We start from the raw sequence: 15,414 nt of genomic DNA, 5'->3' as shown, positions 1-15,414 counted from the left end.
ATCGAACCGACGGTCACGGCCTGGAGGTAGGACCGGATGGCGCGGCCGACGGCTGCCACTCTCGCCTGAGCAACCCGAACACCCACGAGTCGGATACCTCGCCGTTCACGACGCAGTCTTCCCGCAGCGTGCCTTCACGCACGAATCCGATCTTCTCCAGGACCCGCGCGGATGGCGCGTTGCGCGTATCGGTCTCGGCCTGAACCCGATTCAGGTCCAGTGTGTCGAACGCCCACTCCAACAAGGCGTGCGCGGCCTCCGTCGCGAAGCCGTTGCCCCACATCGCATCGCCGAGGCAGTAACCCAAGGACGCACTGCGATGGTTCTCGTCCCATGCGGTCAGACCGCACCAGCCGACAAAGGCCCCGTCGGAAGCACGGTCGATGGCCACCCGAGCTCCGGTGCCGTCGTCCGCCATCGTCCGGCACATCTTGATGAACCGCTCTGCGCGGGCCCGTTCGTTCCACGGCGGGGAGTCCCAGTAGCGCATCACGTACGTGCTGCCGTGCAGCGCGAAGAGGTGGTCCGCGTCGGCCTCGGTGAAGGGGCGCAGTCGCAGGCGAGCGGTGTGCAGTATGGGGGTGGCCAAGGTCATGCGCACCATCTTGCGTCCTCAAGAGGCGGGCAGACACCGAATATCCGATCCCGGCCCCGGTCCGCATGGCCAAGGCGCCGCCTACCGGACGGCGTGGGCGAGTTGGGGTGAGCCGATCGTGCGGGGCGATGCCGTGGCGGGCGCTGATTCGGGCAGGCGCCGCGGGAGCCTGTCCGCGGTGCACTGGTTGCACTCGGCACAAGCAACCACCAGCCACCACACAACGGTTCCGGCGCGGGCCCCGGACGCGGGTGGCTAGTTCGTCCAGCGCGTGAGTGCCCACGCGAGGACGGCGCGGACCGCTCCCGAGATCGCGCCGCCGATGACGGTGTGGGTCCAATGCGTGGGTGCGTTTTTGTGGGCTTGCCTGGCGGTCATGGTCGTCGTTCTCCTGTTCTTGGACTTCGTCGGGACTACCGTCGAGCTTCGGAGGGTGTTGCCGCGGGTGCTACGCGTTGCCGATGCGTTGGCAACGGCGCCTTGGGTGTTGCCGATTGCCGGCAACACCCGGCCCGGGGTCGGACGCGGGGTTTTCTGGAGGGGATCGTGCGGGACGAATCGCGGGTTGCGGGCACGGGTGTGGGATTCTCCGGTGCGTTGCGGCCGTTGGCGGGCGACCTGATCGCGCCCAGGAGGGAATTCGCCGAGGCGTTGCGTAGATTGTTCGAGACGTTGGGGATCTCGGTGAGGCGGTACGGGGCGCGACGGCATCTGGACCCGGCCACGGTGTCGCGTTATCTGAACGGGACTCGCATTCCTCCGATGACCTTCGTCGGCAACCTGCTCAGCGATGCGTACGAGCATCGGGGCGTGCCGTTGACGCTGGAGGCGGAGCAGCATTGTCGGCGTTTGTACGACGAGGTCCTGCGGGCCGAGGATCCCGAGCGGTGCAAGGTGCAACTGCTTCGGGATCGGCTCGAACTCGCGGACGAGCACGCTCGTCAGGCCGCGTTGCGCGAAGAGGTCCTGACGGACGCCGTACGGGATCGTCAACATCGGATCAGTGATCTGCAGGACCGGATGCGCAGGCTGCGCCTGACGGCCGCGGCCGAGCGGGCGTCCGTCGACGCGGCGCTGGAGGCCGGTGCCGAGGAGCGCTCCGGGTTGGAGGCCGAATGCGAACGGCTGCGCCGGGAGGTACGTCGCCTCGAGGGCGAGTTGGCCGACGCCCACCGCCGGACGCTGGAGGCGGAGAGGCAATGCGACATGCTGGAGCGCCAACTGGAGGCTGCGGACACGGGAATCACCGACCGGGACGAAGCCGAGGTGGCCCGAACGCGTGCCGAGGCCAGCGCGGCCAAGCAGTCGCTGGAGGGCGCGTTGCGCGAGATGGAGGGGCTCCGCCGGGAGATCGAGCGGTCCCGCGCTCTCGAGGTCCCTCCGAAGCCTCACGTCGGGAGCGTCGTCGATTCGGCGATGACTCTCCTGATGCAGGACAAACCGCAGTGGGCCATGGACGGGCTGCGCGAAGCCGCGCGGTCCCTGCCGGTGGAGTACCTCGTCGACCTCTACCGCATCCTGCGTCTGGGTCCCTACACCCCCATCCCCGCGCGCGAGGGAACCGTCACGGATTTCGGGGGAAGGGTGCGACTCATGCTCGCGATTGCCCTTTTCGAGGTCCGTCCGCGGGCACATCTGCGCGAGTTGGAGCGTCAGCTGCGTCACAATCGACTCTCCACCGAAGCCGCACAGATCGGGGCTCGTCTGGATGACCCCGCCCCGGCTCGCGGGCACATGTAGGCGGGCGCTCCATGGCGAGGGATCGGGCGGAACGGGGCATCGACGCCCGGGCACGTACGGTGCGCGTCGCGTCCACCCCACACACCACCCGCTCCGGTCGCCGCCCGAACACCTCCTCGGCCCCCCGGCCAAGGGTGTTCTGGCGTGTCCGGCGGCAACTGGAGTGGGATCCACCGTAGTTGCCCGTACCTCCCAACCTGACGCCACCGGGACCCGGTTCCACCAGGCGCTGGTGGCGCACGCCCGATCATTTCGAGACACGCTCGACCCACGATCGATTCGAGCACTGGGCGCTCCGGTTCCGACGACCGTGACCGAGTTCCAACCAACGTGTCGCCGCCCGCGCGGGACGCCGAACTTCGTGTACCGCATGTCTTCTCGACGGAATCCACACCGGGAAGCGTCCGACGGGTCTACTTCACGCGAAAGCCCCCATGCTCTTTCGCCCGGTGCCGGAAGTCGATCGGTGCAGGAAGTCAATCGGTGCAGGAAGTCGATCGGTTCGTCCCTTCGCGGCGTGGTGGCATGGGCTTCCGCCCACGCGGACGGCGGCCGGGTCGCGAGGGTGGCCAGGGTGGCGCGGATCTCCTTCGGGGTCACGAGCCGATGGTCGTTGCCGTGGCCGATCTTGAAGTCGGCACGGAATCATCCCCGACTCCCCGCGTGGCGCGATATCGTCGGCGGTCAAACCGGGACGGCCGACGAGTGCGGGCGAAGTCGGGGGCGGCATGGGCGACGATGACGGTGACGACGTGATGGTGACGATGATCCCGACGACGGTGCCGACGACGGGTGGCCGGTGAGGCGGCCGGGCGGACGTCGCCGCTGGGGGCTGGGCGCCGCGGCCGTCTTCCTTGTCCTGGCCGTGGTGGCGACCGTGTTGGTGGTCGTGCTGCGTGGCGGCGACGAGCGTGGCGCCGCGGCGCGTCCCGCGGTCCGGGCCGAAGACGTGCTGAGCGAGCGCCAACTCGCGCAGATCCGCGGCGCGCGGCCTGATCCATCCTGCGCCGCCGCGCCCGGGAAGGGTCCGGGGGCGCCCGGCCTCGTCGCCCTCGACGTGTTGCGCGTCGACGGAACGTGCCTGTCGACGACGACCGAGTACCTGCCCGCCGCCGATGTCGGAGGCCGGCAGGCCGTGTTGGCGCGGGATCCGGGGGTCGTCGTCGCCGCGGTGGCCCCGCCGGCACAGGCCGACGCGGCCGACGGCGAGCGTGAAGACCAGTGGGCCCTGGACGCCCTCGGAGTTCCGGAGAAGTCCAGCGAACTCCCGTGGCCCGACGGCACCGGAGTCGTGGTCGCGGTGATCGACACCGGTATCGACGCCGCCCACCCGGACTTCGCGGGCGCGGTCGTCGGCCGACGCCACTACGAGGGGGAAGGCGAGCCGGACCCGGACGGTCACGGCACCCACGTGGCCGGCATCATCTCTGCGCGTCGGAACAACGGCGGCATCGTCGGCGTGGCGCCGGGCGTGTCGGTGCTGGACGTACCCGTGCGCCTCAAGCACGCGAACGACCGGGGGCCGTCCTGGTCGGTCGGCTTGGCCTGGGCGGTCAACCACGGCGCGAATGTGGCCAACATGTCCCTGGGCAGTCCCCTCGCGCTCTACGGGCAACCCGACTACCACGATGCGATGGCGTTCGCCGCCGCGGCGGTGGAGTTCGCCCGGCACAACGACGTCGTCCTGGTCTCCAGCGCCGGGAACTGCGGCAGCGGTGAAGGGGATTGCGACGAGGACGACCAGCGGCAGGTCCCGGCCGCGTTGGACGGCGTCGTCGCGGTGGGCGCGGTGAAAGGCGACACGGAGGTGACCAAGTACTCCACGAAGAACGGCGATGTGGACCTGGTCGCCCCGGGCGGCGAGCACAATTTCCTGCTGCCGCCGAACGTCGGACACGACGGCACGGTGATATCCACGTATCCCGGTGGCAAGTACAAGTGGCTGAGGGGCACTTCGCAGGCCGCCCCGCACGTCGCGGCGGCCGCCGCCATCGGCCGTTTCGTGAGCCGACAGGCGAAGGGCGACGACATCGCCCGGGCGCTGATCGACACCGCCGACCCCAACCGGGTGAGCTGGAAGGACCGTTCGAAGCCAGGCGCCGGCCACGGGTTCCTGAACATCCCCGGGATGATCGACAGACTCCGGACGGCGCCGTCCCCCACACCCACCGGCCCGGCCGGCCCGGTCGGGCGCACGCAGGCCGCATTCGTGCAGGACGGCACGCTGTTCGCGTTCGACGGCGGCACGCCCCGCCCGGTACGCCGGGTGGATCCGCAGGCGCCGCTGCGGTGGATCACCTGGTCGGCGGATCACACGTTGCTCCTCGGCGCCGACGAACGCACCCTGTTCTCGTGGGCGGGCCCCGACACCCGCCTGGTCGAGAAGCCGTGCGACTGGTGCGCCGACAAGAACACCTCGCCCGCCTTCGTCGAGAACGTCACGGTCACCGACCCCGGCACCGGTGCCCCCGGCGGCGACCTGGTACTCCGCGTCGACCCGGACGGCACGCTCACCCGCTACGACGCGCACACGCTCGACGAACTCGGCTCGACGCGACCCGCGTACCCGGCCGGCGCGGTGGGTTCGAAGATGTTGCAGGGCGCGGTCGGTGGCAAGCTCGTCGTGATGGATTCCGGCGGCGCGCACGCGCTCGAGCGGTTGTGGCTGGTCGATCCGGTCTCCGGCCGGGTCGGCGCATCGCACGAGGTCGCCGGCCGGGTGCTGACCGACATCGCGGTCGGCGCCACGGGGGAACGGATCGCCGTCGTCACCGGTTGGGCCATGTGCGGGCGCCCGGACGGCGTCTACGTGCTCGGCGGAGGTGATCTGAAGGAACTCGCGAAGCCCGAGCCGCCCGCCGGCCAGATGTTCGACGAGGTGTTCTTCAACGGCGACACCCTCTACGCGAGCATGTCCGGGTACTCCATGTCGCCGGGCCAACCCTGCAAGACGGTTTCCTCGTCCGGCCTGTGGCGGCTCACCGGCGCCGGGTGGGAGCAGGTGGACCCGCGGCTCGCTGCCGGACGCCCGTTCGAAGGCCGTCCCGCCGGCCCGGCCACCGGCTGGCTCGCGGTGCGCGACGGCGGCGCCGTTCTGGAACCTCCGGTTCCCGACGATCCCGCGAAGGGGAACCTGGGTCCGGTGAGCGGGCAGGTGTGGTCCACCCCGACCCGTACCGAGGTGCCCGCCAAGCCGCCCCGGTGATGCCCCATCCCCGGACGGACGCGATTCGTGTGCGCGTTCCCCGGGCAGGCTCGATTCCCGTGCGCGTTCCCCGGGGTTCGGGTCACGGCGGTGATCACAGCTTGAATGCCCTTCGCGGGTTGACCGTGACCAGATCCACCGCCGTCTCCATCGCCTCGTCCTCGTCGAGTCGGTGTTCGGCGACCAGTTCGGCGAGGTAGCCGCAGTCCAGCCGACGTGACATGTCGTGTCGGGCGGGGATGGAGCAGAAGGCCCGGGTGTCGTCGACGAAGCCGGACGTGCGGGAGAATCCCGCCGTCTCGGTGACCGCGCGGCGGAATCGGCGGATGGCGTCGGGGGCGTCGAGGAACCACCACGGGGCGCCCGCGTAGACCGACGGGTAGAACCCGGCCAGCGGAGCGATCTCCCGGGTGAAGACGGTCTCGTCGAGGGTGAACAGGATCAGCTGGAATCCTTCGGCGGTTCCGTACCTGTGCAGGAGCGGACGCAGGGCGTCGGTGAACTCGGCGCGCAGCGGGATGTCGTGGCCGGTGTCGGGGCCGTACCGGTGGTGGGTGGGCGTGTGGTGGTTGCGGCGCACGGAGGGGTGCAGGGTCATCACGAGGCCGTCGTCGCAGGACATGCGGGCCATCTCGAGCAGCATGTGTCGGCGAAAGGCGACGCTCTCGGCTTCGCTCGCCGTGCCCTGCAAGCCCGCCCGGTAGATGCGGGCGGCCTCGCCGTGGGTCAGCGGTTCGGTGCCCACGTCCGGGTGGCTGTGGTCGGCGGAGGTGGCGCCGTGCGCGATGAAGTGGCGTCGTCGATTTTCCAACGCCCGGATGTAGCCGTCGTAGTCCGAGGTGTCGATGTCCGCGGCCTCGCCCAGGCGCGCCACGGCCTTTTCCCAACCCTGACCGGGTTCCAGGTAGCGGTCGGGTCGGAACGTGGGGACGACCCGCGCCGTCCACTCGGGGTCGGCGGCCAGTGCCCGGTGCGCGGCCAGATCGTCTGCGGGGTCGTCGGTGGTGGCCAGCACCTCGATGCCGAAGCGGCGGAACAGTGCCCGCGGGTGGAAGGCCGGTTCGGCCAGCCGCGCGGCGATCCGGTCGTAGATCCGGTCGGCCGTGGCCGCGGCCGGCCGCTCGGTCACGCCGAAGATCTCGACGAGTTCCGCCTCCATCCAGTAGCGGACGGGAGTCCCTCGGAAGGCGGTCCAGTGCTCACACATCGTGCGCCACACCCGGCGGGCCTGCTCTTCGGGCAACGGCCCCTGCCCCACCCCGAGTTCGTCCAGCGGGACGCCGCAGGCGTGCAGCAGGCGCGTGACGTAGTGATCGGGGGAGATCAGCAGACTCGCGGGATCGCTGAACGGCTCGTCCTCGACCAGCAACCGAGGGTCCACGTGACCGTGCGGCGACAGGATCGGCAGGTCGCGGACCGCTTCGTAGAGACGGCGGGCGACGGCGCGTGCTTGTGCGTCGACGGGCAGGAGCCGGTCGGGATGGAGTGAGGAGGGCATACTCCGAATGGTTGTCCGCAGCGGAGGCCACGGCAATCGGTTGTCATGTGTTGCCGCGATAGCTCATATGCGGAGGCTCGCGCGCAAGGGCTCGGACGCGAAACTTCCCGCGCAGGGGCTCGGACGCGAAACTTCGCGCGCAGGGGCTCGGACGCGAAAGCTCGCGCGCAAGGGCTCGGATGCGAAAGCTCGCCTGCAAGGGCTCGCATGCGAGGGCTCGTGTACAGAGGCTCGGATGCGGAGGCGCGTGTGCACGAGCTTGGACGCGAGGGCTCACGTGCAGCGGCTTGAACACGAGGGCTCGCGTGCGGGGCTCGTGGGCAGGAAACCCGTGCGTGCGGGTGCGTTCACAGGCGCCGATCGGCAAGGCCCGTCCAGGACTTCGGCCATGCGACGGGGGTAGCCGGCCACAAGGCGCGGCTCATTCCCGACCGTCCGACCCCCACGACGGAGCGCCGCCCGTCGGCGTGGAAGGCGCCGGCGGGCATGGCGCCGCGATCTGCGCGGCGAGGTGCCCGGCCCCGTAGCCGTTGTCGATGTTGACGACCGCGACCCCGGGGCTGCACGCGTTGAGCATCGACAGCAGCGGGGCCAGGCCGCCGAAGGCCGCTCCGTAGCCGACGGAGGTCGGCAGCGCGACGACGGGCGCGGCGACCAGCCCCGCCACCACGCTGGGCAGCGCGCCGTCCATGCCCGCGGCAACCACCACGACCCGGGCGGAACGCAGCAGGTCGAGCATGCCGATCACGCGGTGGAGGCCGGCGACGCCCACGTCCACGGCCATCTCACAGCGCCGTCCCAGATAGCGTGCGGTCAGTTCGGCCTCGAGCGCCACCGGGAGGTCGGAGGTGCCCGCCGCCAACACGACCACGAGACCTCCCTCCGGAGCGGGCGGTTCGGGCGGCCACACCAACAACCTGGCGTCCGACTCGTGCCGGGCGTCGGGCAGTTCGGCGAGGACGGCCCGCGCGTGCTCGGGACCGGCGCGGGTGAACAGGGCCACCGCCCGGCCGCGCTCGCGCAGCTCGGCGGCGATCGCGCCCACCTGCTCCGGGGTCTTGCCCTCACAGAAGATCGCCTCCGGATATCCTCTCCGGTCGACCCGGTCGTGATCGAGACGTGCGAACGATTCAGCCATGGCGAACTCCGATCAGGAAAGCGTGCAGGCGCCCGATTGCATGCCTGCGAATTCGACGGCGACCCTCCGGAACCCGGCGGCACGGACCATCGCCGGAGCCGCCTCGCGCAGGTCGCCGGCACTGGCGCCGCGTCCTCGACGCCCGGCACCTCGATGTCCTCGGTCAGGTGAGTTCCCAGGCGCGGGCGGTGAGCGCCTCGACCAGTTCGGTGTCTCCGGCGAGGGCGGGATCGAGGAAGGCCAGCACCGCGTGCGCGGCGTCGGACGGTGATCCGGTGAGGACCGGGGCTGCGGCGTCTCGTACCGGGACCCCGTTGCTTCCGAGCAGGTGCAGCAGCCACGCGGCGATGACGCGGAGCGCGCCGGGCGGCATCGCCCCGGACGTCCGCTCGGCGTAGAGCGTCGGAAGCACGCGCACCGGGATCTTCTGGGCTCCGTCCTCGGCGATCTTGGCGAGGGTGTGCCGGATGCGCGGGTTCGCGAAGCGGGCCGTCAGCGCGTCCCGGTAGCCGGCCAGCGCGGTTTCCGGGAAGTCCAGGTGGGCCGAGGCCTCGTCCCACCATTCGCGCACCCAGACCCGGCAGACCGGATCGGCCACGGCCTCGGCGACGGTGGCGTGCCCGCGAAGCGGCGCCGCGTACGCCAACAGCGAGTGGGCGCCGTTGAGCAGCGACAGTTTGCGTTCCTCGTACGGCGTGACGTCGGCGACGAAGCGGGCACCGGCATCCTCCCAGCGGGGCCGCCCGGCCGGAAACTCGCCGCTCAGCACCCATTCGGTGAACGGCTCGGTGACGACGGGGACTTCGTCGCGGCGCCCGGTCGCGTCGGTGGTGGCGGCCACGTCGTCCGCGGTGGTCCACGGGGTGATGCGGTCGACCATGGTGCCGACGTACGAGGCGTGCGCGGCCGCCTCGCGCCATCCGGGGCGCCCGATCGCGTCCGCCAGTTCGCCGATCACCCGTGCGGTGACCTCGCCGTTTCCCGGCAGGTTGTCGCACGGCACGACGGCCACGGGGTCGCCGCCCGCAAGCCGCCTGGCGGCCAGCCCGGCCAGCAGCCGCGCGGCGACGGTCGACACCGGGGCGTTCGGATCGGCGCGGAGTGCGGCGACATCGGCACTCACGTCGGCGCGTCGGGTGTCCAGGCCGCCCCCGGGGGCGCGGGTGTACGCCGCCTCGGTGACCGTCAGGGTGACCACCGCGAGTTCCGGTCGCCGCCAGTGGTCCAGCCACGCGGCGTGGTCGCCGCCGGGGTGCGCCGAGGTGAGCGAACCGATCACCTCGAAGCGGTCGCCGTCGGGAGCACGGGTGACCAGCGTGTAGAGCCCGTCCTGGGCGGTCAGCCGCTCGGCGATCGCGGTGCTGCGCCCGGTGAACGCCGCGATCCCCCACCGGTCGGCGTCGCCGGCGTGCTCGGTGTACCAGGCCTGATGGGCCCGGAAGAAGCCGCCCAGGCCGAGGTGGAGCATGCGCACCGGCGCGGCGGGGCGTCCGTCCACCGCACGGGACAGGGGCCGGGTCGCGGGTCGGGCGGTCACAGTTCGAAGACCTTTCGCGGGTTGACGCCCACCGGTTCCGCCGCCGCCTCGAATGCCTGGTTCCGGTCGAGCCGGTGCGGCGACGGGATCATCGGCAGGTCGCGCACCGTCTCGTCGCGGCGCCGGGTGAGAGCCCGCACACCGGGGGCGACGGGAGGTAGTCGGTCGGAGTGGGGGCTTGGCATGACGGCATGTTCGCTGCCGTCGGCCCGGTGCGGCAACCGGTTGCCATGTGTTGCCCTGGGCACTTGCACCGCGTCGGACGCCATGGTCCTCTGGCCGCCATGACAGCACAGATCGGTGGGCCGGACACCGTCCTTTCCGAGGCCCGGGTGCGAGCCTTCGTCGCCGAACAACTGGCCGACGAGGATCTCGACGGCCGGAGCGTATGCCTGGTGGTGCCCGACGCCACGCGCAGTTGCCCGCTTCCGCTGCTGCTCGCCGCGGTGCACGAGGCGCTGTACGGCCGGGTCTCCCGGTTGACGGTGCTCGTCGCGTTGGGTACGCACGCGCCGATGGGCGAGGCCGAGTTGGCCGCCCATGTCCCGCCGCTGCCGGGCATGACCGTGCTCAACCACGAGTGGTGGGAGCCGTCGACGTTCGCCTCGGTCGGCACGATCGGCGCCGAGCGCGTGGCCGAGTTGTCCGGCGGGCTGCTGCGCCAGGAGGTCGACGTGCGCCTCAACCGGGCCGTCGTGGACCACGATGTGGCCTTGGTCGTCGGCCCGGTCTTCCCGCACGAAGTGGTCGGCTTCTCCGGCGGTGACAAGTACTTCTTCCCCGGCGTCGCGGGCGCCGACATCATCGACCTGTCGCACTGGCTCGGGGCCCTGATCACCAGCGCGGAGATCATCGGAACGCGCGGCATCACCCCGGTCCGCGCGCTGATCCACGAGGCGGCCGCGCTGATCCCGAGCCGCAGGCGCGCGCTGTGCGTGGTGGTCGAATCCGGCACCGGGGCGCTGCACTCGATGGCGTACGGGACCCCGGAGGCGGCCTGGTCGGCGGCTGCCGACGTGTCCGCGCAGGTCCACGTGCGCTACCTCGACGCCCCGGTGCGGCGTGTGGTGTCCGTGATCCCGGAGAAGTACGAGGACATCTGGACCGCGGCGAAAGGCTTCTACAAGCTCGAACCGGTCGTCGCGGACGGCGGCGAGGTCGTGCTGTACGCGCCGCACGTGCGGACGATCTCCGCGATGCACCCGGAGATCGAGGAGATCGGCTACCACTGCCGCGACTACTTCACCAAGCAGTGGGACCGCTTCAAGCACCTGCACTGGGGCGTCCTGGCGCACTCCACACACCTGCGCGGCGCGGGTACCTACGACGAAGAGCACGGCGAGCGCTGCCGGTTGACCGTCACCCTCGCGACCGGCATTCCCGAGGACGTCGTCCGCGGGGCGAACCTCGGCCATCTGGACCCCTCCGCGGTGGACTTCGCGGCGCTCGCCGCCGACCCGGACACCCTCGTCGTGCCGCAAGCCGGCGAGGTCCTGCATCGGTTGCGCCGATGAGGGCCGCGTGGGTCGATGCGTCCGCCGGCATCGCCGGGGACATGCTGCTCGCCGCCCTCGTCGACGCCGGGGCCGCGTTGAGCACGGTGCGTGCCGCGGTGGAGGCGGTGGTTCCCGGCGAGGTGCGCCTCGCGCGGACACAGGTCGTCCGCGCCGGCATGCGAGCGACGCGGATCCAGGTGACGCCGAGCGAGGACGACCACGCACACCGGACGTGGCGTGACGTTCGCCGCCTCATCGAGCAGGCGCCCCTGCCCGATCCGGTCCGCGCGTCGGCACTCGCCGCCTTCGCCCGCCTCGCCGTCGCCGAGGCACGCGTACACGGCACCGAAACGGACGAGGTGCACTTCCACGAGGTGGGTGCCTGGGACTCCATCGCCGACGTCGTGGGCGTCTGTGCCGCGCTGCACGACCTCGCCGTGACCGATCTGACGGCAGGTCCCGTGGCGTTGGGCGTCGGCCGCGTCACCACCGCCCACGGCGAACTGCCCGTCCCCGTCCCCGCGGTGGCCGAACTCGCCGCCGAGTGGCAGGTGTTCGCGGGCGGCGAGGGTGAACTCGCGACCCCCACCGGCATGGCGCTGATCACCACCCTGGCCCGCGAGTGCTCCCCCCTGCCGCACCTGCGTCTGGAGCGAACCGGCATCGGGGCCGGCAGCCGCGACACCCCCGGACGCCCCAACGTCACCCGCGTCTTCCTCGGCGTCCCGGTCCCCGCCCCGACCCTCGACTCCGCCTTCGACGCCGCCGAAGCCGTCGTCCTGGAAACCAACATCGACGACCTGGATCCGCGCGCATGGCCCAGCGTCCTCGCGTCCCTCATGGAGGCCGGCGCCTCGGATGCCTGGCTGACCCCCATTCTCATGAAGAAGGGTCGGCCCGCGCACACGCTCTCCGTCCTGTGCCCACCGCACGGCGCGCACCCCCTCCGGGACGCCGTCTTCCGCCTCACCACCACCCTGGGCGTGCGCGAACGGCCGGTCCGCAAAACCGAACTCCAACGCGGCTGGACCCAGGTGGACGTCCTCGGCGGCCGCCTTCCCGTCAAGGTGGGCCATCATGGCGGCAGGATCCTCCAGGCGACGCCCGAGTTCGCCCCCGCCGCCGCCCTCGCCGCCCGTCTCGGCCTTCCCGTCCACACCGTCCTTGCCGCCACCACCACCGCCGCCCACCAGGCAGGCCTGACCTCCAGCGCCCCCGTCCCGCAAACGCTCGCCCCCGAACCCGCCTGAATCCGCGGCGCCGGCGCGGGCGTCCACCCGGACGACCGCGCGCCGGGTGGCGGTGTCGAAACGGGGTACAGTGCGCTCCCGCCCATGCCATGGGCAGCCATGGGGTCGTGCGATACCCGGTGTCGCCGCCCCGGACCTGCGGTTTTCCCCGCGAATGGAAGTGAGATCGGGTGAGCGAGCGTGACGGCGCACCGACCGCGGCAACCGGCGGGAGCAAGGCACCGACGATCTACGACGTCGCCCGGGCCGCGGGGGTGGCCGCGTCCACCGTGTCCCGGGCGTTCGCCAGGCCGGGTCGGGTGAACGCGGCGACCGCGGAACGCATCCGGCGCATTGCCGCGGAGCTCGGTTACCGCGTCAATCCGTTGGCGTCGGGGTTGCCCACCGGCCGCACGTCGATGCTCGCGTTGGTGGTTTCCGACGTGACCAACCCGTTCTACGCCGAGATCATCCGGGGAGCCGAGTCCGCCGCCGCCGAGGCCGGCTTCGTCCTCCTGCTGATCGACGCCCAGGAGTCCGACCGGGTGGAACGCGCCAGCCTGGAAAGGGCGTTGCCCGCCGTCGAGGGACTCGTACTGGCGGGTACCCGGTTGTCGGACTCGGCCATCCGGATGACTGCCAAGCAGCGGCCGGTGATCGTCCTCAACCGCGATGTCGCCGATGTCCCCAGCATCACCCTCGACAACCCGCACGGCATGCGCGTGACCGCGGAGCATCTGGCCCGGTTGGGTCATCGCACGGTGACCTATGTGGCCGGTCCGGAGGCCTCGTGGGCGGACGGCATGCGCTTGCGGGGCCTGCGTGAGGCGGCGGCCGGGCTGGACATGCGGGTGCAGCGCGTGGGCCCGTTCGCGCCCACGGTCGCCGGCGGTCGCGAAGCTGCCGACGCGCTCCCCGAGGACCTGCCGACCGCCGTCGTGGCCTACAACGACCAACTGGCGATCGGGACCATGCTCGCCCTCCAGGCACGCGGCGTCCGAGTTCCCGAGGACGTCAGCATGGTCGGCTTCGACGACATCTTCCCCACGCGCATCGTCCGGCCGGGGCTGACCACCGTCGCCGCCCCGCTGCGCGCCCAGGGAAAGGCTGCCGTCGACGCGCTGCTGTCCTCGCGCGGCAACCCGGCACCGCGCACCGGCAAGCCCATGACCCTGCCGGTGAAGCTGGTCGTCCGTGACTCGACGGCACCGGCTCGGCGCACCCGGCGTCCGAGCTCGTAAGGCGCTACGGGGCCGCGGATCGCGGCGGTGCCCGTGCCGACACGGCAAAGCGGGCCCGGTTCCGCGCCGGCACGGCGCAGCAGCACCGCTGCTACCGCTCTGCGTCCGGGGCCGTGGGAGCCACCTCGGCGAGCCAGGCGTCGGCGATCAGCCGATGCCCCGGCGGGCTCGGGTGGACGCCGTCCGGGGCCAGTTCCCCCGGCTCCCGGTCCTGCGCCGCGCGGGGCAGCACGAGGTCCGCGCGAACCACTCGGGCTCCGTTGTGCGCCGCTGCCCGCAGGACGGCGTCGGTACGCGGCGACAGGTCCTCGAACCAGCGCTCCTGGTCCGGCTCGATCGGAAGCAGGAACGGGGTGATCACCACCAGCCGTGCGGACAGCTTCCGCGCGGTGATCGCGAGCAGCCGGTCGAGGCACGCCTCGAACTCGTCGACCGGGCTGAGCAGGTTTCGGTCGTAGCGTCGCCAGGTGTCGTTGATGCCGATCTTGACCGTGACGACGGTGGGCCGGTGGTCCAGGACGTCGGTGTTCCAGCGGGATTCGAGGTCGTACACGCGGTGGCCGTTGATCCCCCTGTTGACGATCCGGGGGCCGGGTCCGTCGTGCGCCCGCTCGCGCAGGGTCCGCGCGATCTCGTGCACGTATCCCCCGCCGAGCGATGCCGGATCCGCACGGTCGCGGCCCGCGTCGGTGATGGAGTCGCCGATGAACAGGAGCGTGTCGTCGTCCTTGGGATGCATGCCTGCCGTCCTGGCGTGTGGGTTGGTGGGCGGGCGACCGGGCACCTCACCGGCGCCCCACCGGATCACGGTCGATCATGTCGGATCGAGGAGGCTCGGTCCACGGCGCGCCGCAGGGTCTCGGCCTCGCGCGCCAGCACGGTGGGGTCGTCGCCGGGGACGAACTCCAGCAGCGCCTCGAGACCCCGGCCCGCCAGCCGGCCGAGGGCGGCGACCCACAGGTCCCGGCGATCCGCCAGCGGCAGCCGGTTGTTGGCCGGCCACCACGAGAAGACGTGCACGGCGGCGACCCGGTCGCCGAGTTCGACGAGCCCGGCCGCCGCCTGCTCGTCGGGGACGTCGAGCGGCGGCTGCCAGTAGGTGCGGACGTTGTCCGCGCCCACCTCGTCCAGCAGCCGGACGGTCGAGGCGACGGTGTCGGTGAGCGTTTTGCCGTGGAACTCCGTCGCGAGTTCCAGGCCGTGGTCCGCGGCGATCCGGGCCGCCTCGCGCAGGCAGCGCACGGTTTCCTGCCGCTCGTCCGGGGCGACGGACCGCGATCCGATTCCGCCCGCCCAGACCCGCACCCGGGGCGCCCCGAGCAGAACGGCGGCCCGCGCGACGGCGGGGAACCCGGCCAGTTCGGCGGGGGTAGCGCGAAAGTACGAACCGTACGAGCAACAGACCAGCCCGTGGCGGTCGGAGACCTCACGGACCGCGCGGACCGTGTCGGGCTCCCCCGCGGGCGCGTGCACGTCCGCACCCCACTCGATCACCTCCAGGCCCGCGTCGATCGCGCGTCGCGCGACCTCGGCGGCGGGCAGCCGGCGGAAGGTGACCGAGCACAGGCCCGAACGGGTCCGCCCGCCCCCCGCTGTGTCCGTCGAGCCGGCGGGCGGGCGGACCGGGGGGCGGTCCGCCGCGCTCCGTGTGCTCTCCTCGGTCATGGCCCTGCCTTCCTGCGGTCGGCCTGCGGATGGTCTGCGGTGGTCCTGCGGGGGCTCGGCGCGGTCCGCC

The 15,414-nt window shown here is 71.9% G+C and carries 13 protein-coding genes; 5 read left to right on the top strand and 8 right to left on the bottom strand.

Annotation, left to right across the window (positions count from 1 at the left end; genetic code table 11):
• Positions 1 to 13: 13 nt before the first annotated feature.
• The gene (locus tag ACIBM5_RS30800; protein ID WP_396009824.1) at positions 14 to 595 is read right to left on the bottom strand and encodes a GNAT family N-acetyltransferase; all 582 of its coding nucleotides are present in this window, start codon (positions 593 to 595) and stop codon (positions 14 to 16) included.
• A gap of 255 nt (positions 596 to 850) precedes the next feature.
• Complete coding sequence (locus tag ACIBM5_RS30795) at positions 851 to 973, bottom strand: hypothetical protein (RefSeq protein ID WP_396009823.1); 123 nt, start codon at positions 971 to 973, stop codon at positions 851 to 853.
• Between the two features lie 168 nt (positions 974 to 1,141).
• Between ACIBM5_RS30795 and ACIBM5_RS30790 the strand changes: the two genes are divergently transcribed.
• Positions 1,142 to 2,335 carry a hypothetical protein gene (locus ACIBM5_RS30790; RefSeq protein WP_396009822.1) on the top strand — a complete coding sequence of 398 codons (1,194 nt, stop codon included), beginning with the start codon at positions 1,142 to 1,144 and terminating at the stop codon, positions 2,333 to 2,335.
• A gap of 799 nt (positions 2,336 to 3,134) precedes the next feature.
• The gene (locus tag ACIBM5_RS30785; RefSeq protein ID WP_396009821.1) at positions 3,135 to 5,540 is read left to right on the top strand and encodes a S8 family serine peptidase; all 2,406 of its coding nucleotides are present in this window, start codon (positions 3,135 to 3,137) and stop codon (positions 5,538 to 5,540) included.
• Between the two features lie 94 nt (positions 5,541 to 5,634).
• On the opposite strand, the gene uxaC is transcribed toward ACIBM5_RS30785, so the two are convergent.
• The 4 genes from uxaC to ACIBM5_RS30765 all read right to left on the bottom strand — a co-directional run bounded on the left by uxaC (position 5,635) and on the right by ACIBM5_RS30765 (position 9,898).
• Positions 5,635 to 7,038, bottom strand: coding sequence for a glucuronate isomerase (gene uxaC, locus ACIBM5_RS30780; RefSeq protein WP_396009820.1), 1,404 nt, complete (start codon positions 7,036 to 7,038; stop codon positions 5,635 to 5,637).
• A gap of 421 nt (positions 7,039 to 7,459) precedes the next feature.
• Complete coding sequence (gene larB / locus ACIBM5_RS30775; protein ID WP_396009819.1) at positions 7,460 to 8,176, bottom strand: nickel pincer cofactor biosynthesis protein LarB; 717 nt, start codon at positions 8,174 to 8,176, stop codon at positions 7,460 to 7,462.
• 163 nt (positions 8,177 to 8,339) lie between these two features.
• Positions 8,340 to 9,713 carry a mannitol dehydrogenase family protein gene (locus ACIBM5_RS30770; RefSeq protein ID WP_396009818.1) on the bottom strand — a complete coding sequence of 458 codons (1,374 nt, stop codon included), beginning with the start codon at positions 9,711 to 9,713 and terminating at the stop codon, positions 8,340 to 8,342.
• Positions 9,710 to 9,898, bottom strand: a complete 189-nt coding sequence (locus tag ACIBM5_RS30765; protein ID WP_396009817.1) for a hypothetical protein — start codon at positions 9,896 to 9,898, stop codon at positions 9,710 to 9,712. The genes ACIBM5_RS30770 and ACIBM5_RS30765 overlap by 4 nt, the downstream gene beginning before the upstream one ends.
• Before the next feature lie 99 nt (positions 9,899 to 9,997).
• Here ACIBM5_RS30765 and ACIBM5_RS30760 point away from each other — a divergent pair, with 99 nt between their 5' ends.
• The 3 genes from ACIBM5_RS30760 to ACIBM5_RS30750 all read left to right on the top strand — a co-directional run bounded on the left by ACIBM5_RS30760 (position 9,998) and on the right by ACIBM5_RS30750 (position 13,679).
• Positions 9,998 to 11,227, top strand: coding sequence for a lactate racemase domain-containing protein (locus ACIBM5_RS30760; protein WP_396009816.1), 1,230 nt, complete (start codon positions 9,998 to 10,000; stop codon positions 11,225 to 11,227).
• Positions 11,224 to 12,459: a nickel pincer cofactor biosynthesis protein LarC gene (gene larC / locus ACIBM5_RS30755; RefSeq protein WP_396009815.1), complete on the top strand. Its 1,236-nt coding sequence runs from the start codon at positions 11,224 to 11,226 to the stop codon at positions 12,457 to 12,459. The genes ACIBM5_RS30760 and larC overlap by 4 nt, the downstream gene beginning before the upstream one ends.
• A gap of 170 nt (positions 12,460 to 12,629) precedes the next feature.
• Entirely contained in the window at positions 12,630 to 13,679 is a 1,050-nt protein-coding gene (locus tag ACIBM5_RS30750) for a LacI family DNA-binding transcriptional regulator (protein ID WP_396009814.1), read from the top strand.
• Between the two features lie 91 nt (positions 13,680 to 13,770).
• Here the strand turns inward: ACIBM5_RS30750 and ACIBM5_RS30745 are convergent, their stop codons facing one another.
• Positions 13,771 to 14,418 (bottom strand): SGNH/GDSL hydrolase family protein, encoded by a 648-nt coding sequence (locus tag ACIBM5_RS30745; RefSeq protein WP_396009813.1) that lies wholly within the window; start codon positions 14,416 to 14,418, stop codon positions 13,771 to 13,773.
• 65 nt (positions 14,419 to 14,483) lie between these two features.
• Positions 14,484 to 15,344 carry a sugar phosphate isomerase/epimerase family protein gene (locus ACIBM5_RS30740; protein ID WP_396009812.1) on the bottom strand — a complete coding sequence of 287 codons (861 nt, stop codon included), beginning with the start codon at positions 15,342 to 15,344 and terminating at the stop codon, positions 14,484 to 14,486.
• Positions 15,345 to 15,414: the final 70 nt, after the last annotated feature.

The organism is Embleya sp. NPDC050493 (genome assembly GCF_044458105.1).
In the GTDB taxonomy this organism is placed as follows: Bacteria; Actinomycetota; Actinomycetes; order Streptomycetales; family Streptomycetaceae; genus Embleya.
The sequence above is the reverse complement of the archived record's forward strand: the minus strand, read 5'-3'. Positions and strand labels throughout refer to the sequence as shown.